At 68.5% G+C, this 19,381-nt stretch carries 11 protein-coding genes; 10 read left to right on the top strand and 1 reads right to left on the bottom strand.

All coding sequences use genetic code 11. The features are described 5' to 3' along the window. Positions 1–186: 186 nt before the first annotated feature. The 6 genes from ACFO6V_RS17470 to ACFO6V_RS17445 all read left to right on the top strand — a co-directional run bounded on the left by ACFO6V_RS17470 (position 187) and on the right by ACFO6V_RS17445 (position 9,624). Entirely contained in the window at positions 187–2,676 is a 2,490-nt protein-coding gene (locus ACFO6V_RS17470) for a phosphoketolase family protein (protein WP_377137372.1), read from the top strand. A 272-nt stretch (positions 2,677–2,948) separates the two neighbouring features. Then, on the top strand, positions 2,949–5,672 hold the full coding sequence (locus ACFO6V_RS17465) for a BTAD domain-containing putative transcriptional regulator (RefSeq protein WP_377138169.1): 2,724 nt from the start codon (positions 2,949–2,951) through the stop codon (positions 5,670–5,672). 45 nt (positions 5,673–5,717) lie between these two features. Next, positions 5,718–6,275 carry a hypothetical protein gene (locus ACFO6V_RS17460; RefSeq protein ID WP_377137370.1) on the top strand — a complete coding sequence of 186 codons (558 nt, stop codon included), beginning with the start codon at positions 5,718–5,720 and terminating at the stop codon, positions 6,273–6,275. Next, positions 6,268–7,797, top strand: coding sequence for a hypothetical protein (locus ACFO6V_RS17455; RefSeq protein ID WP_377137368.1), 1,530 nt, complete (start codon positions 6,268–6,270; stop codon positions 7,795–7,797). Before ACFO6V_RS17460 ends, ACFO6V_RS17455 begins: the two co-directional genes overlap by 8 nt. 105 nt (positions 7,798–7,902) lie before the next feature. After that, the gene (locus ACFO6V_RS17450; RefSeq protein ID WP_377137367.1) at positions 7,903–8,493 is read left to right on the top strand and encodes a hypothetical protein; all 591 of its coding nucleotides are present in this window, start codon (positions 7,903–7,905) and stop codon (positions 8,491–8,493) included. A 114-nt stretch (positions 8,494–8,607) separates the two neighbouring features. Next, positions 8,608–9,624, top strand: a complete 1,017-nt coding sequence (locus ACFO6V_RS17445) for a serine hydrolase domain-containing protein (protein ID WP_377137365.1) — start codon at positions 8,608–8,610, stop codon at positions 9,622–9,624. A 99-nt stretch (positions 9,625–9,723) separates the two neighbouring features. On the opposite strand, the gene ACFO6V_RS17440 is transcribed toward ACFO6V_RS17445, so the two are convergent. After that, positions 9,724–11,223: a helix-turn-helix transcriptional regulator gene (locus ACFO6V_RS17440; protein WP_377137363.1), complete on the bottom strand. Its 1,500-nt coding sequence runs from the start codon at positions 11,221–11,223 to the stop codon at positions 9,724–9,726. Between the two features lie 455 nt (positions 11,224–11,678). Between ACFO6V_RS17440 and ACFO6V_RS17435 the strand changes: the two genes are divergently transcribed. The 4 genes from ACFO6V_RS17435 (at position 11,679) to ACFO6V_RS17420 (ending at position 19,341) form a co-directional block, all read left to right on the top strand. After that, positions 11,679–15,701 (top strand): DUF7507 domain-containing protein, encoded by a 4,023-nt coding sequence (locus tag ACFO6V_RS17435; protein WP_377137361.1) that lies wholly within the window; start codon positions 11,679–11,681, stop codon positions 15,699–15,701. 194 nt (positions 15,702–15,895) lie between these two features. Further along, positions 15,896–16,090, top strand: coding sequence for a hypothetical protein (locus tag ACFO6V_RS17430; protein WP_377137359.1), 195 nt, complete (start codon positions 15,896–15,898; stop codon positions 16,088–16,090). A 63-nt stretch (positions 16,091–16,153) separates the two neighbouring features. Continuing rightward, complete coding sequence (locus ACFO6V_RS17425) at positions 16,154–17,344, top strand: NosD domain-containing protein (protein ID WP_377137357.1); 1,191 nt, start codon at positions 16,154–16,156, stop codon at positions 17,342–17,344. Positions 17,345–17,400: 56 nt separating this feature from the next. After that, entirely contained in the window at positions 17,401–19,341 is a 1,941-nt protein-coding gene (locus ACFO6V_RS17420; protein ID WP_377137355.1) for a ricin-type beta-trefoil lectin domain protein, read from the top strand. The last annotated feature ends 40 nt before the right edge of the window (positions 19,342–19,381 follow it).

Here is a 19,381-nt window from a genome sequence, read left to right as displayed (position 1 = left end):
TCCTTCGAGACTGCCCGCATGCGAGCCGTCGTCGCCAGGGCTGAGGGTCACGGATCGACGGGACCTTCCCCGTAGTGCCGTGGGACCTTCGTCCCTTTCCCGCGCTGAGCCTTCGGAGCACTGTTGGAGCGCCTGCCATCAGCCGGCACGGAGCCCGCACGTTACGCGCAACCAGGAGCAGATGCGATGACGACAATCACTGTCCCCGACTCCACGGCCACGACGTGGCGCGCCACGGGCGTCGCCGAGCTGGAGCCCGCCGAGCTGGAGCGCATCGATGCGTGGTGGCGGGCGGCGAACTTTCTCTCGGTCGGGCAGATCTACCTGCTCGATAACCCGCTCCTGCGCGAGCCGCTCGTCCCGGAGCATGTGAAGCCGCGGCTGCTGGGGCACTGGGGCACCACGCCGGGGCTGAACTTTCTGTACGCGCACCTGAACCGGGCGATCAAGGAGCGGCAGCAGCAGACCGTGTATGTGACGGGTCCCGGGCACGGCGGTCCTGGCCTGGTCGCCTCGGCCTACCTGGACGGCACGTACTCCGAGGTGTACAGCGACATCACGCAGGACACCGAGGGTGTCAAGCGCCTGTTCCGGCAGTTCTCCTTCCCGGGTGGCATCCCCAGCCATGTCGCGCCGGAGACCCCTGGCTCGATCCACGAGGGCGGCGAGCTCGGTTACGCGCTCAGCCACGCCTACGGTGCGGCGTTCGACAACCCGGATCTTCTGGTCGCGGCGGTGGTGGGCGACGGCGAGGCGGAGACCGGTCCGCTGGCCACGTCCTGGCACTCGAACAAGTTCGTCAACCCCGCGCAGGACGGCGTCGTGCTGCCGATCCTGCACCTCAACGGCTACAAGATCGCCAACCCGACCGTCCTGGCGCGTATCCCGGAGGACGAGCTGCGCGATCTCATGGTCGGGTACGGGCACAAGCCGTACTTCTTCACCGTAGAAGACGGCTCGCAGGAGGCGCCCGCCGAGTTCCACGCACGGTTCGCCACCCTGCTGGACGAGGTGCTCGACGAGATCGCCGCGATCAAGGCGCGCGCCGCGCAGGGTGACCTGAGCCGTCCGGCCTGGCCGATGATCGTGTTCCGCACCCCCAAGGGGTGGAGCGGCCCGGCCGAGATCGACGGCAAGAAGACGACCGGTTCGTGGCGCGCGCACCAGGTGCCGCTCGCGAACGCCCGCGACACCGAGGAACACTTGAAGGTCCTTGAACAGTGGCTGCGGTCCTACCGCCCGGAAGAGCTGTTCGACGACGACGGTCGGGTGCTGCCCGAGATCGCCGCACTGGCGCCGCAGGGCGAGCTGCGGATGAGCGCGACCCCGCACGCCAACGGCGGCCTGCTCCTGAAGGACCTCCGGCTGCCCGACTTCCGCAAGTACGCGGTGGAGGTGCCGGTGCCCGGCGGGTCGGCGTCCGAGGCGCCGCGCGTGCTGGGCGAGTGGCTCACCGACGTGATCCGGCTCAACCCGCACAACTTCCGTATCTTCGGGCCGGACGAGGTCGCGTCGAACCGACTGCAGGCCGTGTACGACACGACCGACAAGCAGTGGAACGCGCAGTACATCGGCCCGGAGGTGGACGACCACATGGCCCGCGCGGGCCGCGTCATGGAGATGCTGAGCGAGCACCAGGTGCAGGGCTGGCTGGAGGGCTACCTCCTGACCGGCCGGCACGGGCTGCTGACGAGCTACGAGGCGTTCATCCACATCATCGACTCGATGTTCAACCAGCACGCCAAATGGCTCAAGGTCACCAACGACATCCCGTGGCGGCGGCCGATCGCGTCCCTGAACTACCTGCTGTCCAGCCACGTGTGGCGGCAGGACCACAACGGGTTCAGCCACCAGGACCCCGGGTTCATCGACCACGTCGTGAACAAGAAGGCCGAGATCGTCCGGGTCTACCTACCCCCGGACGCCAACACGCTCCTGTCCACGTACGACCACTGCCTGCGCAGCCGCCAGTACGTGAACGTCGTGGTCGCGGGCAAGCAGCCGGCGCCGAACTTCCTCACCATGGAGTCCGCGATCGAGCACTGCACGCGCGGCCTGGGCATCTGGGAGTGGGCAGGCACGGAGGTACCGGGCGAGAAGCCGGACGTGGTGCTCGCGGCGGCGGGCGACGTGCCGACCTTGGAGGTGCTGGCCGCGGCCGACATCCTGCGCCGCGAGCTGCCCGACCTGAAGGTCCGCGTCGTGAACGTCGTGGACCTGATGCGCCTGCAGGACGCGTCCGAGCACCCGCACGGCCTGAAGGACTCCGAGTTCGACGGCCTGTTCACGAGCGACCGGCCGGTCATCTTCGCGTACCACGGGTACCCGTGGCTCATCCACCGCCTCACCTACCGCCGCGCGGGCCACCCGAACATCCACGTGCGGGGGTACAAGGAGGAGGGCACCACGACCACGCCGTTCGACATGGTCATGCTCAACGATCTGGACCGCTACCACCTTGTGATCGATGTCATCGACCGGGTTGCGTCGCTCGGCAGCGCCCAGGCCGGGCTGCGGCAGCGCATGCAGGACGCGCGACTTCGTGCGCGTGCCTGGACCCGGGAGCACGGCGACGACATCCCCGAGGTGCGCGACTGGGTCTGGCCCGACGCCCAGGACCTGGCCGACGGCGACCAGGTTGACGCTACGCTCGGCACCGGCGGGGACAACGAGTAGAGGGACCGAACGCGGAGCGGCCTGCCCGTCGGCTGACCAGTAGCTGCTGCACCTACGCAGTACGCCACTCGACCCCGACAGAAACCCGACAGATTCAGCCGTCACTGACCGTCACTTTGGTGTCTCGGGAGTTCGTCCTGCGACATGGTTCGCAGAGCGGCCCGGCCGCGGCACGACCGAAGGTGGTGACTCTTCAAGTTCCTCGCGACGGCGACGTACCGACCCGTACCATCGGGTAGGGCTCGAGGAGGTTGTCCTTGTGAGGAGCGACGATTTCGACCGCTGAGTTCCGGGTCCTCGGACCGCTGGAAGCCATCATCGAGGGCACCTCTGTCCCGCTCGGCGGGCCGCGGCCGCGTGCCCTCCTAGGCGTACTCCTCGCCAACGCCGGAAGACCCGTCTCCACCGACCGCCTGATCGACCAGCTGTGGGGCGAACGGCCACCGGCGACCGTGCGTACCTCCCTGCAGGTCCACGTCTCCGGCCTGCGCAAGGTCCTGGGGGATCGCCTGGTGACCGCACCGAGCGGCTACCTTCTGGACGCCGAACCCACCGAGGTCGACGCGCTCACGTTCGAAACGCTGGTCTCTGCCGCCCGATCTGCCCGGACCGATCACCCGGCACGCGCCGCCGCCGACCTCGCGACCGCACTCGACCTGTGGCGCGGTGAGCCGTATGCAGGCGTTCCGGACGGGCCGGAGGTGCTGGCCGCCCGCACCCGACTGGCCGAGCTCCGCCTCGTGGCGCTGGAGGATCGGCTCGACGCCGACCTCGCCATCGGCAGGCACGCGCACCTGATCTCCGAGCTGTCCGGGCTGGTCGCCGAGCATCCGACGCGGCAACGCCTGGCGAGCCTGCACCTGCTCGCGCTGTACCGCTGCGGCCGGGTCACCGAAGCCCTGGAGAGCTTTCGGCGGCTGGAAGCCAGACTGGCATGCGAGTTCGGCGTCGAACCCGGCAGCGAGCTTGCCGCACTCGCCCGGGCGATCGAGCGCCGTGACCCCACCCTCGACCCGCCGTCCTCGATACCGGTCTCGGCCAGCCGCTTCATCGGGCGGCGCCACGAGCTGGAGCACCTGGCCGACCGGCTCAGCCATACCCGGCTGCTCACCTTGACCGGCCCCGGTGGCGCAGGCAAGACGCGGTTGGCGTTCGAGCTGGCCCGCGACACCGAAGCAGACCACCGCGACGGCGTGCGTGTCGTCGAGCTGGCGACGTCCGCCCCTGGCAGCCCGGTCGCCGAGCGGGTCGCGGCCGCGTTCGGCATCCGCCCTCGCACCAGCGAGCCGATCAGCCAGGTGCTGGTCGCGCAGCTCCGCAGCAGCCGGGCGCTGATCGTGCTGGACAACTGCGAGCACCTGGCCGACGACTGTGCCCGGCTGGCCGCCGACCTGCTCGCGGGCTGCCAGGGCCTGCGCATCCTGGCGACCAGCCGCGAGCCGCTCGGCGTACCCGGTGAACAGGTCTGGCCGGTATCCGGACTGTCTCGCACCGAGGCGATCCGGCTGCTGGCCGTACGCGGCGCGGAGGCGCGCCGCGGGTTCACCATCGACGGCGGCAACGTCGGCGCTGCCGCCGAGCTGTGCCGACGGCTGTCGGGCTTGCCGCTGGCGATCGAGCTGGCCGCCGCCCAGCTGCGCGCGTTGTCGCTCGCAGAGATCGGCGACGGTCTCGGGCTGTCCGACGCCCGCTCGCGCACGGCACCGGACCGGCACCGGACCATGCGCGCGACGATCGACTGGAGCTACCAACTGCTCACGCCCGACGAGCAGGCAATGCTCCGCGGGCTCTCGGTGTTCGCGGGCGGGTTCGGGAGGGACGCCGCCGAGGCGGTCACCGGGCGGTCGCACGACGTCCTGGTCCGGCTGGTGGACCAGTCGTTGATGAGCGTCGAGCTGTTGGCGGACGGCGCCCGCTACCGGATGCTCGACCTGGTCCAGCGGTACGCCGCCGAACGGCTGGAGCGATACGAGCCGGACGAGTCACTACGGCTGCGACAGCGGCACGCCGCTTGGTATGCCGCGCAGGCCGAGACCGCCAACCGCGAACGGTTCGACCCGACCTGGCTGCCCCGGCTCACGCGGGAGATTCCCGACCTCCGTGCCGCCGTCGGCTGGTGCCTCGGCGAGGGCGACGACGTCGAGCGCGCGCTGCGGATCGCCGCGTCGCTGTGGTGGTTCTGGGGTGATCACGGTCTGGCCGTCGAGGCATGGGACTGGCTCCGGCGCGGGCTGACGGCGGCCGACTCGCTGCCCGGTCGACTGCGGGCCGAGACCTACCGAGCGGCGTCGGCACTGGCCCGGGCCAACGGGGACGATCCCGCTGCACGGCGGCTCGGTGAGCAGGCGTTGCGGGTCTGCCGGGAGCTGCCCGACCCGCTCGGAGTCGTGAGCGCGTTGAACGGGCTGGCGTTCACAGCGCTCGCCCAGGCCGACAACGAGGCGGCGCTCGAGTACGCCCAGGAGTGCCGGCAGCGGACCGAGGCGATGGGTGACGCGCTCCGCACGGCGTCGGCGTTCAACCCGCTTGGGATGGCGTTGCGTGGGCTGGGCCGGCCCGACGAGGCAAGGGCCGCCTTCAGCTCGGCCCGCGAAAGGTCCGAGGCGCTCGGGTACACCACGGGTGAGGCGTTCGCGCTGAGCAACCTTGCCGGCATGGCCCGGACGGAGGGCGACCTCGCCGGGTCGCGCGCGCTGTACCTGAGAAGCCTGCGGCTGTACCGCGGGGCCGAGCTGGAGACCGGGCAGCTGGACGCGCTGGACGGTCTTGCCGGGCTGGTGCTCGCCGAGGGCAGGGCGGACGAGGCCCTACGGCTGTTGACGATCACCGATCGCGAACGGGAGCGGCTGGACGCTCGGCCGTTCTCCGTCGACCGCGAAGCCGACCGGGAGGCGACCCGCTCCGGTGCACACGCGGCCCTCGGCGAGCGTGCGGGTGCGGTCACCGCGTCGGCTTCTGTGCTACCCCTCGGCGCTGCGGTCGACGAGCTGCTCTGACCGGCCTTTAGTCGACCTTTAGCGCAGTCATCCAGCGTTGTGCGCATGAACCAACTGCACAACACGACATGGGGGATCGCGGGCCGGCGGCTCGTGATCGTGCTGGCGGCGGCCGTGCTGGCAACAGCAGGCTGTGCGGCGACGGACTCCGGCGTTGGGGGTGAGCAGCAGGCTGGATCGGTGGCCGAGCCGACTGCCGACGCCGGGGAGCGCCCGCCCGAGGGTGAGCCGGGGGAGTCCGAGGAACGTGCGCCGGCGGACTCCGGCGGCGGCACTTTCTGCGTGAAGCTCGAAGAGAGCGGTGACGCGTTCTCGATGGAGTCCCTTGACGGGGATCCTGGCGAGATCGACGAGCTCGTGAACTCGATGCGTGAGCTTGCGGCCGTGGCGCCGGGTGAGATCAAGGCGCCGATGGACACGGCCGTTGATTTCTACGAGAAGGTGGCCGACGTCTACGTGACGAAGGACGAAGACGCCATCGCCGAGATCCAGGGCGAAGCGGAGGCGATGGTTCTGGCCGCCGAGGAGGTCGGCGACTGGGTCGCCACGAACTGCCCGGACCTGGACGTCGATCTCGCGACCGGAGGCGGTTCCGGTGAGTGAGCCCGTGATTCACAGCAGACAGGGGTGGAAGTCAATGAAGGCTCGCGGCATCACCGTCATGTGCACGGTCGGGCTCTTGCTCACCGCGTGCGGCAGTGCACCCGACGCCAGTCAGCCCAGCGTCGACGATCCGGTCTTCCAGTACGGTCTCGGCCCGGTGCGCGACCCCAACACCATCTACCAGGACGATGTCGTGCTCATCGACGACGGCCCGCAGGCGATCAAGGCGGTCAGCGACGACGGCTTGGTCTGGACGATGGACGGCAATGCCAAGGGAGTCGACGAGGTACGGCCCGGCAAGATCATGTTCGCCACCAACAACGCGGTAGGGCGGGTGGTCGAGGTCGAGCCGGCCGGTGACGACGTGGCCGTGACCCTCGCTCCGGCAGACATCACCAGCGTCGTCAAGGAGGGCGAGCTCGACATCGACCGGCCGTTGAACCTTGACGACTTCGTCTTCCAGGAGATTCCCGGGCTCACCAGGCTCGTCGACGCCGGCGACTCGCAGCCGTCCGGCGAGCCTGCCGAGTCCGAGGCGCAAGGGGAGCCGGCGGTCGTCGAACCAGGAGGTCTCAGGATCGTTGGCGCGTCGCAGCTCGGCCAGCCCGCACGGCCCAAAGCCACGCCCATGCCGTTGCCCAAGTCCGGGGATGCCTACAAGGTGTCCGCCGGCGACCTCGAGGCCGAGATCAGCCGCGACACGGAGTCGATCACACTCAAGATGGCGTACGCGGCCGCCGGCAAGGGGGGCGGTGGCAAGCTGAAGGGCGGTGCCACCATCAAGCTGCTGGTCGACAACCCGAGGTTCAACGGCAGGATGAGCGTGCGTGACGGTCAGGTGGACAGCTCGTCGGCCTCGATCCGCGGGCTCAAGGCCATCGACGTCAAGGTCGACGTGGGAACCAGCGGAACGTCGGTGGACAACGAGAAGCAGCGTGTCGAGCTTCCCATCAAGCTGCTCAGCGCTCCCTTTGCGACGCCTGTGGGGCCGATGGTCGCCAAATGGGAGTTCAAGTTCATCATCACGCCTGGGTTCACCCAGAAGGGCACCACGGTGCAGACATCGGCGACCTATCCGCTGCGCGGCCACCTCGGATTCGAGAACGGCAAGCTGCAGAAGCCGACTCTCGACAAGTCTCGCAGCCTGGTCGAGAACCTGTTCGGCCCGACCATCGGCGTGACAGGACTCACGGTGGCCGTCGAGACCAAGGTATCGGTCGGGTACGGCGTCCCACTGGCGTCGGCAGGTCCCTACGCGAAGCTGCAGTTCGCGGCAGGTGTCACCGTCGGCTCGTCGGCAGGCATCGCCGGACAGTGCAAGGAGACGACTGTCGTCGTCACCGGCGGAATCGGCTTCGGGCTCGACATATCCGAGAAGCTGGCGGACGGCTTGACAAAGGTCCTCGGCGACCGCTTCAAGAAGGTGTTCGACGCGGAGAACAAGATCAGCTCTAACTACAAAGAGGTCAAGATCCACAACTGGAGCGACGCCGAGCCCAATTCCAAGATGTGCAAGACCTAGTACCAGCGCCGTCCGGTGAGTGGGGGAGCACCCAACAGCTGGTGGAGGTGCGGCCTCACATGCCGAGCGTGAGCTTCGACGGACACACCATGGAGGGCAGAGGAGATGAAGAGACCATCGCGACGTTCGATCCAGGCCGTAGCAGACGGCGTGGTCACGGTGGCCGGGTTGCTGGTCAGTGGCTGCGGTGCAGCCGGTACGACGTCGACCGGTCGAGGCGACCAGAGCGACGCCGGTGAGGTGGCGAACGACGCACCGGGCGGCTGCGAACCTCAGCAGGTGGTGTCGCTGTGCCAGACCTATGAGCTGTCCGGGGCAATGACTGCGAAGGACACGGTCGTCGCCATCCCCACGACCGGAAGCCTCACCGACGCCACCGAGGAGTTCAGCTGCACCAAGCTCGCGGGCAACGCCGACGGGTTCGCCTTCGCCCCGCTGGACGGCGAACCCGCCAGGATCGGCGGCGAGGACCTGCCGGTGTACTTCGCCGCCGAGGGGTATGCCGGTCCCGGCGAGTACGAGCTCGGCCCGGGATCGAGTATCGGCCCGTTCGTGCCGGGGCTGGGCAGCCGCCCGACGATCGAGGTCGCGGCCGACGGATCCGGGAAGATCACGGTCGACAGCTTCACGTCACCGACTCCCGGTGAAGAGCTCACCGGCACCATCAGCTGGACGTGCGTCGATCCCAGCAGCTAGACAGCGTGATCCAGGGGCCTGGATTTCAGCTGGTGCAGGGCCTCAGCCGGATGGGAGCGTACCGCTACGGCGCGACGCGGGGCAGCGCCGGCAACCGACGTGGAAGGGCAGCACATGATCGACCTTGACAGGCTGGACGCCTCGGCGCGGGAGCGATCGTTCAGCGGGATCGTGACGGTCGACGTCGGCGATCGCAGAGTTCTGGAGCGCTCCTACGGGCTCGCGCATCGTGCTCTGGCGGTGCCGAACAGCCCGACCACGCGGTTCGCGATGGCGAGCGGCAGCAAGAGCTTCACTGCCCTCGCGATCATGCAGCAGGTCGTGTCCGGGACGCTGCGCCTGCAGGACCCGGTGCGCCGGTTCCTCGGTGACGATCTCCCGTTGATCGACGACGACGTCACGATCGAGCAGCTGCTCACCCACACGTCAGGGATCGGCGACTACCTCGACGAGGACAACGACTGGGACCCCGCCGACTACGTCCTCCCCGTCCCGGTGCACACACTCGAGACCGCCGAGTCGTTCCTCCCGATCCTGGACGGCTTCCCGAGCAAGCATGCGCCTGGTGCGCGGTTCACCTACTGCAACGGCGGCTACATCATCCTGGCGATCGTGCTCGAGCGGATCACCGGACGGCAGTTCCAGGACGTCGTGGACACCGACGTGATCCGGCCCGCCGGGCTGACCAGCACGGCATACCTGCGATCGGACGAGCTGCCCGGGGACGCCGCCCTGGGCTACCTGTACCCAGACGGTGATCGCAGCAACGTGCTGCACCTGCCGGTGCGCGGCAACGGTGACGGCGGCGCCTACACGAGCGCCGCTGACATGCACCAGCTCTGGCGAGCGCTGCACGCCGGTGCGATCGTGCCCCCGGACATGGTGACCGAGATGACGCGCCCGCGATCATCCGTGCCGGACGAGGGCCTGCGGTACGGCATCGGCTTCTGGCTCCACCCGGACGATCCCGCGATCGTGATGGGCGGCTTCGACGCAGGCGTCGCCTTCCGCTCGACGCACGACCCGGCGACCGGTACGACCGTGACCGTGCTGAGCAACTGCACCTTCGGGTCGGGTGCCATCGTCGCGCTGCTCCAGAACTCCTGGCCAGACGTGCTGACGATCGCGTGACAGCCGTGCCGCGGCCGGTGACCTGACAGCGCCCGCTGCGGCGGGCCAGGACGTCGGTGGTTGGTGGTGGCTGGTCAGACGATGCGGGCTCACCGGGCATCACCCGGCGCGGTCGTGTGCAGCGAGCCTTGGCGTGCGGAGCAGGCCGAGGACCTCAGCCTTCGCCAGCGCCTCCTTGCGGTGCGAGACCCGGAGCTTCTGGTAGATCCTGCGGATCTGGGTGCGCACCGTGGTCACCGAGACGCCGAACTGAGTGGCAGCCTTCTCAGCGGTCTGGCCGGCGCTCAGTGCGCGGAGCACCTCGCGCTCACGGGGGGTGAGGTGCACCAGAGGGACCGATGGTGGCGCGTTGTACCGGGCGTTGACGGTCGTCTCATGCAGCGGGTTGGCCACGCGTGCCAGTCGGGCGAGCTCGTCGATGTCGGAACCTTGCAGGGCCAGGAACGGTGAGACGTGAGCCCGGCCCGCGCGCAGACTGATCGCCGATGAGAACGCGGCCCGGGCCCGCTCATCCTGTCCCGTCCGCAGAGAGGTGGCGGCCTGGACCAGGTGGAGCCCGATCTGATCATTGAGAGGCAGCTCGTTGTGCTGGATCGCCTCTGCGGCCAGCCTCATCGCCTCGTGATGTTCTCCGGCCAGCAGGTGCGCCCAGGCGGCATACAGCGTGAGCGAGTGGAACTCGGCATGCTGGTCGGACAGATGAAGGACGCGGGTACCGGCCCCTGCCCGCAGGAGCAGCTTCGCCTCGGCGCGCAGCACCAGCTCTCCCGCCATGGTCGTCGGGTCAGGGCTGAGCGCTCCGTGCCGCTGGCGAGCGGCGTCGAGCGCACGAAGGCCCCGGTGCGGGTCGCCGAAGTACGCCTCGTAGCTCGCGTTGGCGAAGGCAACGAAGGGCCACAGCTCCACGCGCCGCGTCGCGGGCCCGATCCGGCCCAGGAGATCTGCCGCTGTATCCGGATCGCCCTCGTCGATCGCGATGAGCGTGCGGGCCGTCGCCGCGCCGGTGCCGCACTGGTGCTCGATCCAGTCGGGTAGCGGGGCCGAGCGCTCGAACGTCTCGAGCCAGCTGCGGGCGAGGTCGAGATGGCCTCGCCAGGCGGCAAGAAGCGAGAGGTTCGCCGCTGCGCTCGCTCCGGCGTAGTGGGCGTACGGTGGTTCGCCCGCCTCGGCGTGGGCGCGAGTGAACAGCAGTGTTGCCTGGTCGAGCGAACCCGCCAGCATTGCCGTGAGACCGCGTTCGACGGAGAGCCAACCGGGGCGGGTGGCCGCTGGGGTCGTCGTCCATGGCGGTACGGGCTGTGCGGTGCCGAGTGTGACGTGTGCATCGGTCCACGCGCCGATGCGCTCGGACCCGTGGTAGTCGCCGCGCAAGCGCCCCGATATGACGGCGGCGGTACCGGCCGCGAGGAGGTCACCGGACCGGTTGAACGAACCGAGCCGCATGCCGTAACGCTGTCCGACCACTACGTAGAACTGCAGCGTCCGGTGCAGCTGACGATCGTCACCCGCTGCGTGGCTCGCACGCAGGTAGGCGAGGAGAGCGGCGTGCAGCAGTCGAGGGCGGCTCTCGAACACCTCCGCGGGGATCTCTTCGACCATCCGCAGCACCTCAGGGCCGAATCTGGTCGGTAGGTCATACCAATGGGCGTCGAAGAGAGCCTCGACCCGGTCTATATCACCGGAAAGCAGCCCTGAGCGGACCATTCCGTCATTCAGCGAGTCCGGTTCATTGGATGAATTGGGCACTCTCGGATCATGCCTTTCCAACGTTGTTACCGCACAGCCGGTGAGGGTGAAATTTGCCTCAAAACTGATGACAGCGTTGATGATCTTTGCCGTTTCATCGCTTGGTGGTGGGCATATCGGCGTCTCATGGGAAGCGCAAGGGGCACGCGAGGGGCGCGTGCGGGAAAGAAGGGAAGCTCATGCACAGTCCGTCAGAGGGTCACCGAATGGGCAGTAGGAGAAACAAGCACCACTTCGAGCGGAGGCCGGGGGCAAGGGGCATCGGGCCTCGACTGCGGACCCGACTGATCGGTGGTGCGGTGGCCGTCATGACGGCTGGCGCCGGACTCGTCGTGGCGGCGCCGCAGCCCGCGTTCGCAGACACCGTCTACGAGATCACCGGCGAGTGGGAGGAAAACACGCCGTCCGTCGTGGCGTCGGGCGACGTGGTCACCGGCATCTGGCGCGTGAACGTCAACGACGACGCCGCCGCACCCTCGAACGAGCCGGTGGACGACGTCACGTTCAGCGTCGTGATCGACAACGGCGTGTTCGGCGAGCTGCCTGATGTCTGTCTCACCGACGGTGTCGACCCGGTCTCGGCGATCTCGGAGGACGGCGCGACCCTCACGTGCAACCTCGGCACCAAGGACCAGGGCACCGCGGCCGTGATCCAGACGCCGATCGAGGCGGACGGGCCGACCGGGGGCCAGCTCACGGCGTCGGGCACGATCGCGGGGCAGACCGTCGAGCTGAGCCCGATCGACGTCGAGAACCCGTTCGGCATGGACATTCGCTGGGGCACCGGTACGTCGTTCTTCACGCGAGGAGCCGACTACTTCGAGATGGACCTCCAGTGGACCCTGAGCAAGGCCAAGGGGAGCGACCCGGGTCCACAGACTGTCACCTACGACCTGACGATCGCCTCGGAGCAGGGGAGCGCCATCCAGGTCGCGCCGCAGCAGTGCGCGCCGTTCACGGCGCTGGCCGCCGACGGCCACCCGTGGTCCGGTGGCGATCGGCCCGCGAACCAGCTGACCTCGTTCGTGGACAGCTGTGAGATCGTCCAGACCGGCGCCAACACCTTCCGGCTCACCCTGACCGGGATCGACTACGAGCCGGCGAACCCGCCGACGCTGGACTCCGCCGGCAACCGGCTGCCGACCGACGAGGTCGCCCTGGCCAGCGGATCGATCTGGATCCGGGCGGTGACCGACGCCGCCGGCTCGGTGCAGCTCACGTCCGACGCGCCCACCTACACCTCGGCGACAGGGGCGACCGCTCAGGACGATCCCGCGAACAACACCGAGTCGAAGGCGTGGACCACACCCGGCCTCTACTCGTCGGGCTGGGGCCGGGGCTGGACCGGCAGCGGCGGCACTACCTGGGACAACACCTACAACGTGTCGGCCGGGACCCAGGTCCGGCAGTACATGCATACGCTCTACCAGCTACGCAGCGGCCGGGCCGACGACCTTCCGGTCGGCATGTGCGCTCCCCTGGACACCAGGTACGTGACGTTCGACGCGTTCGAGCACCAGGTCCCCGTGGGCGGGGTGCCAGGCTCCGTCGTCGAGTACTACACCGGGAACGACGCACATCTGGACCCGACGAGCGCGGGCTACGACCCCTACAACTTCGACTGCGGCGTCGTTGACGGGTGGAGCACGACACCACCGGCCGATCCGTCCCAGGTGAAGGCGGTTCGATACACCATGACGCAGGGCCAGGCCGAGGTCGTGGCGGAGGAGAACATCGTTCCCCACGTCGTCGTGACCATCAAGCCGGACACCCCGGCCGGCACGGATGTGTGGAGCTTCATGACCGTCCAGTACGACACTCCTGAGTGGTCCGCCCGCGACTTCTGCAACACGCCGATCCCCGGCGGCCGTTACCCCTGCACCACGGGGTACGCCGACGTCCTGCACGTCCTGACCGCGAGCCCGGCCATCAGCAAGTCGGTCGACCGCAGCGTCGTCACCCCGGGTGTGCCCGCGACGTACACGCTGACGTACTCCGCCAACGGCGCCGGTGCGATCCCGGCCACCATGGACGACTTCGAGATCGTCGACACCCTGCCGGTGGGGATCACCTACGTCGCCGGTTCCGCATTGCCGGAACCGGCCGTGACGACCAACGGCGCGGGGCAACAGGTTCTGACCTGGACCCTGGACGGGGTGGCGACCAACACCGATCACCCGCTCACCTACCAGGCCGTCGCCGACGCCACGACGACCCCGGGTCAGACCCTGACCAACGAGGCGGTCGCATCCCTCGGTGGGACGAGCACGGCACCGGCCAGGGCGCAGGTCACCGTCAGCACGAACGGCTACACGACGATCGGCAAGGCCGCTGACACGCCGTACATCCCGAACCTCGCGGGCGACGGCGTCGGTGCGGGCTCGTGGACGGTGACGCTGCGGTCGTTCGACCCGCTGCCGCAGTCGTTCACGGACACGATCGACATCCTGCCGTTCAACGGTGACGAGCGCGGCACCGAATTCGCCGGCGACTACTTGCTGACCGGCGTGGGTGCCGTCGAGGGCGGCACCGTCTACTACACGACGGCGGACCCGGCCTCGCTCAGCGACGACCCGGGCGACGAGTCCAACGGTGCCGCGGGCGACATCGCCGGGAACACGGTGGACTGGACCACGACGTTCAGCCCGGACGCGACGGCGGTGCGGGTGATCGGGCCGGAGCTGGCGCCGGGTGCGACACAGGCGTTCACCGTCGAGATCGAGACGGACGGCGTCGAGGGTGGGGACACGCTGGTCAACCGCGCCCAGGCGCGCGACGGCCACACCGAGCTCGTGATGCGCACGTCGGCGCCGATCGAGGTCGCGAGCTATTACTCGGCGTCGCTGAAGAAGTACGTGCAGGACGCCGAGGGCACGTGGCGCGACGCGAACACCGTGGAGGACTACCCGAGCTACCGGCCGGGGGACACGGTGCCGTACCGGATCGTCGTCGAGAACACCGGGCAGGGCACACTGACCAACCTCGTGATCACGGACGACCTGTTCCCCGAGGGTTCGTTCACGGTCGACGAGCTGGCCCCCGGCGACAGCGAGACGCACGAGTTCGAGATCGTCCTGGAGGAGGGCGGCCCGGGCACGGTGGTGAACACGGCGTGCGGCACCGCGGACGTCCCCGAGGACTCCGACGTACCGCCGACGATCAACTGCGACCCGGCGGGGATGGAGGTGGACGGAGACCCGACCCACACCAAGGAGCTGGTCTCGGCCACCCCGATCGGCGACGGCCGGTGGGAGGTGGTGTACGGGATCGACGTGAGCAACACCTCGACCGTGCCGACGTCCTACGCGCTGGACGACGAGCTGCACTTCGCCGAGGAGGCAACCATCGTCTCCGCCGAGGTGACGTCCTCGCCGGACGGGGTGACGCCGGCCGAGCCCGCCTGGGACGGTCAGAAGAACGTGACCGTCGCCTCCGAGGTGCCGCTGGCCGGCAACGAGGACGATGACTACGAGCCGCACCGGTACGAGCTGACCGTGATCGCCGACGTCCCGCTGCAGGTGCCCGGTGCGGGCACGGCGGACGACCCGACCGTATGCGGTTCGGAGGGAGATGACTCCGACACGGCGTTCAACAACACGTCAGCGATGACCGACTCGGCCGGTCAGGTCGAGAACGACCAGGCGTGCGCGCCGATCCCGTCGATCGACATCACCAAGTCCGTGGTCGGCGACCCGGCGGCCGGCAAGGACGGGAGCTGGACGGTCACGTACGAGATCAAGGCCACCAACAGCGGTGACGCCGACGGCACGTACACGCTCACCGACCGCCTGCGGTTCGGTGCCGGCATCGACGTCACGTCCGCGGAGGTGACGGCGACGCCCAAGGGTGTGACCGCTGCGAAGACATGGACCGGTCAGGGCACCGAGGGCGACGACGCGAACGTGGTCGCCACCGACGTGGAGCTGCGAGCGGGAGCCACCCACACGTACCGGGTCAAGGTCCAGGCCACCGTCGACGGCGACGCAGCTGACGAGTCCACGTTCACGTGCCCCGAGCCCGGTTCCGGCAAGCCGGGCGGGTTCGCGAACACTGCCGGCATCGGTCACAACGACCTGGCCGACAGCGCGGACGCGTGTGCCACTCCGAAGGAGCCCGGCAAGCCCGGTGACCCCGGCACACCGAACGAGCCCGGCAAGCCCGGCATGCCTGGCGGGCCCGGCGTGCCAGGCGGGCCTGGTACGCCGAGCGACTCGCCGCCCCTCGCGATGACGGGCGCCAACATCGGGTGGATCGCCGGGGGAGCAGCACTGCTGATCCTGCTCGGTGCCGCCGCGATGGTCATCTCGCGTCACCGCCGCGCCGTCGGCTGACGTCATGACACCAAAGGCCCCGCCCACGGACATCCTGTCCGTGGGCGGGGCCTTCGGTCGCCGCCCCCACGCCGTCGCCAAAAACTGCCAAACGCATACGGTCTCTTGACCGTCCATGATGTCGGCTTCTATGGTCGGACCGGTCGGACGTGCCAAATCCTTTTGGCTTCACCGTGGCAAAGGAGCCCACAACGATGGCTGACGCGAGTTCTTTCCCGTCGAGCGAGATGTCCCGCAGAGCATTCCTCTTCGCCAGCTCGGCCGTGGCGGCCGCGGGATACGCCACCCTCCCTTCGACGCACGCGTACGCCGCGTCGGAGTCACCAGCGACAGCAACCGCCGAGCCGCCGCCCACCCGCGACCACCGGACGCTGCTCGGGGTTCTCTGAGCCCACTCTTCCAGCCACCTCAGACAACGAGACGGGACAGCCATGCCTTCGACGATCTATGACGTGACAACGTGGACCATTCCGGGAAGCCCGGCGACGACCGCGGAAACTGACATCGGCGCGATCATCAACAGCATCATCGCCGACATCAAGGCCGCTCAGCCGGCACAGGGATCCAAGCCGGGCGCCGTGATCTACATCCCACCGGGCGACTACTCGCTGAAGACGCGCATCCTGATCGACATCAGCTACCTGCAGATCAAGGGCTCCGGGCACGGATTCACCTCGTCCAGCATCCGGTACAACTCCGGGAACACGTCCTCCTGGCACGAGATCTGGCCCGGCGGGAGCCGCATCCGGGTCGAGAACACCGACGGGAACGCCGAAGCGATCCTCATCCACAGGGATGGACTTCCCCGGCAGAGCTCGATCGAGCTGGTGGACTTCTGCCTGGACGGCGTGTCGTTCACCCCCGACCAGAACAGCTACCGCAACGGGAAGATCGGGATCCGATCGACCACACCCACCGACTCCCTCCGGATCGTCGGCATGGGGATGGTGTACCTCGAACGGGCCATCGTGGTCGTGGAGGCTGATGCGCTCCACATCACGAACAACTTCCTCTGCGAGTGCGGCAGCTGCGTGGAGCTCGTCGGCTCGGGCCAGGCGAGCATGGTCAACGACAACCTGATCGGCGCCGGTCCGGCGGGCTTCTCGATCTTCGCCGAGGACCACTTCGGGCTGATCATCTCGGGCAACAACATCTTTCCTCGCGGAAAGAGCTCGGTGCACCTCAAGAACGCCACGAACAACATGGTCTCCGCGAACCGCCTGCATGCCTTCTACTCCGGCATGATCACGATGGAGGGGGCCTGCCACAACAACCTCGTCTCGGCGAACCACTTCCTGCGCAACAGGGAGTCGTTCCCGGCGTTCCAGAACACTCCACACCCCCAGGACGACCTGTTCGGCCTGGTCCACGTCCGGGGCAGCGGGAACACGATCGTCTCGAACCACTTCTCGTTCGATGTCCCCAGCAACGCCATCACCCCTGCGGGCGCCAAGCCGACCATCGTGCTGGTGAGGTCCGGCGACAACAACTACGTCGCCACGAACCATCACGCCGCGAACGTGGCGGTGAACGCCGTCTTCCTCGATGGAAGCACGACCAACACCAAGGTCCTCGACTGCGGATCCGCGTCCGAGTTCCAGGCTGCGAACGGCGCGACGTTCGGATTCCGCGCGACGCCGTAGCCCCGCACGACCGCACCTCCATCCGCGCCCGACAACGACGTCAGTACGGAGGCAAGATGTCTGTTCGACACGCCCGCAGACCGCCCACGATCGCAGCGCTGGCTCTCGCGCTCAGCCTCACCTTCGCCGGGACCGCGCTCCTCGCCCCGGAACCGACGGCAACAGCCGGGGAGCCGGCCGACTATCCGGAGTCGCCCTACGCGATCACCGACTACAGCGAACCCTTCCGTGGACAGTTCCACTTCAGTCCGCAGAACGGCTTCATGAACGACATCAACGCGCCGCTCTACTACCGAGGCGTCTACCACCTCTTCTTCCAGCACAACCCCCACGGTCTCGCCTGGGACACGGTGCACTGGGGTCACGCGACGAGCACAGACCTCCTCCACTGGGAGCAGCAGCCGATCGCACTCGAACCAGGAGTCCATCCGGGCAATCTCTGGTCCGGCGCGGGCTGGGTCGACGTCGACAACGTCACCGGGCTCAAGACGGGAAGCGACGATCCGATCCTCCTGTTCACGAACACGGAGGGCGTCAGCATCGCGTACTCGACGGACGGCGCGAAGACCTTCCAGATGTACAACAACGGCGCCAAGGTCATCAACAACCCGGTGGAGAGCCGCGACCCGAAGGTCCAGTGGGATCCAGCCCACAATCGCTGGGTGATGGTCACGTTCCAGGCCGGCGCCGGCGCCGTGTTCTACACGTCGACCAACCTGCTCGACTGGACCCACCGCGGAATCTATTCGGCGAGCTGGTTCTCCGAGTGCCCGGATCTCTACAAGCTCCCCGTCGACGGCAGCTCGTCCGACGAGAAGTGGGTTCTCCAGGATGCCAGCGGCGAGTACGTGATCGGATCTCTCGACGCGTCAGGCATGTTCGTCTCGGACTGGACGAGCCCGCAGCGGATGGAGTGGGGCATCTCAGGGGCCGCCTTCGCGCCCTCCACCTGGTACGCGCCGCTGACCTTCAACCAGCTCCCCGGCGGGAGGGTCGTGCAGATGGGGTGGCAGCCGAGCAATGCCGGCGTCACGTGGACCGGCAACGCATCGTTCCCTGTCGATCTCGCACTCAAGACGTATCCCGAGGGCATCCGGATCACGCGTACCCCGATACCCGAGATCTCGACGATCCGCGCCACGACCCGAACGTGGGGGCCGCGCACCGTCACTACCGACCCCGCGAGCGATCCGTTCATCGGCGAGCTCGCGGACACCTACGAGATCAACGCGGTCTTCGACATCGGGAACACGACCGCCTCCGAGCTCGGATTCCGGCTGCACGTGCGCCCCGATGGTTCGAGCGATCGGACCGTCTCCTACTCGGTCGGCGGACAGCGGCTCTACGGGCAGTCGATGCCTCCGATCTCAGGCCTGGTGACGATCCGGCTTCTCGTCGACCGGGGGCAGCTCGAGGTCTTCGGGAACGACGGCAAGACCGTCGTGAGCGACAACGTCTCGTTCGACTCGTCCGCAGGGAGCCAAGGAATCCAGCTCTACGCGTCTGGGGGCTCGGCGTCGCTGGTCTCGCTCAGCTTTTCGCGCATCGCGTCCACCTGGACGCCTGCTCCCGCGGGGAGAGCGCCCGACAACGCCATCGCGTCGACCGCCCGGCAGGACAAGTGCGTGGACCGCGACGTGGCCTCGGGGCGAGTACAGCTCTGGGACTGCCTCGGGAACACGCAACAGTCCTGGGAGCTGGACGATCAGGACCGGCTCACCACCGGGGGAGTCTGCGCCGAGGTTCCGCCAGGGCAGACCGCCAACTTCACTCTGGTCAACGTGGCGCCGTGCACCGGAGCGACCAACCAGCGATGGCGGCAGGGCAACTTCGGCTCGCTCGTCAACCTCGCGTCCGGACGTTGTCTGGACCTCCCGGAGGCCAACTTCAGCAACGGCCGTCAGCTGCAGATCTATGACTGCGTCGGCACGCGGAACCAGAGCTGGGTCGGCCCGGCCTACGCCGCGTCGAGGCCGCTCTGGACCGGGTCGGCCTGAGCGGCCGCGTCAGACGCCGGCCGGGTCGGAGCCGGCCCGG

Source organism: Promicromonospora alba (assembly GCF_042654905.1).
GTDB classification, from domain to species: Bacteria; Actinomycetota; Actinomycetes; order Actinomycetales; family Cellulomonadaceae; genus Promicromonospora; species Promicromonospora alba.
Note: the sequence above shows the minus strand (reverse complement) of the source record. Positions and strands in the feature narration are given on the sequence as shown.

Coding starts and splice junctions, on each gene's coding strand:
- ACFO6V_RS17470 (WP_377137372.1), top strand. CDS start 187: ATGACGACAATCACTGTCCCCGACTCCACGGCCACGACGTGGCGCGCC.
- ACFO6V_RS17460 (WP_377137370.1), top strand. CDS start 5,718: ATGAACCAACTGCACAACACGACATGGGGGATCGCGGGCCGGCGGCTC.
- ACFO6V_RS17450 (WP_377137367.1), top strand. CDS start 7,903: ATGAAGAGACCATCGCGACGTTCGATCCAGGCCGTAGCAGACGGCGTG.
- ACFO6V_RS17445 (WP_377137365.1), top strand. CDS start 8,608: ATGATCGACCTTGACAGGCTGGACGCCTCGGCGCGGGAGCGATCGTTC.
- ACFO6V_RS17440 (WP_377137363.1), bottom strand. CDS start 11,223: ATGGTCGAAGAGATCCCCGCGGAGGTGTTCGAGAGCCGCCCTCGACTG.
- ACFO6V_RS17435 (WP_377137361.1), top strand. CDS start 11,679: ATGACGGCTGGCGCCGGACTCGTCGTGGCGGCGCCGCAGCCCGCGTTC.
- ACFO6V_RS17430 (WP_377137359.1), top strand. CDS start 15,896: ATGGCTGACGCGAGTTCTTTCCCGTCGAGCGAGATGTCCCGCAGAGCA.
- ACFO6V_RS17420 (WP_377137355.1), top strand. CDS start 17,401: ATGTCTGTTCGACACGCCCGCAGACCGCCCACGATCGCAGCGCTGGCT.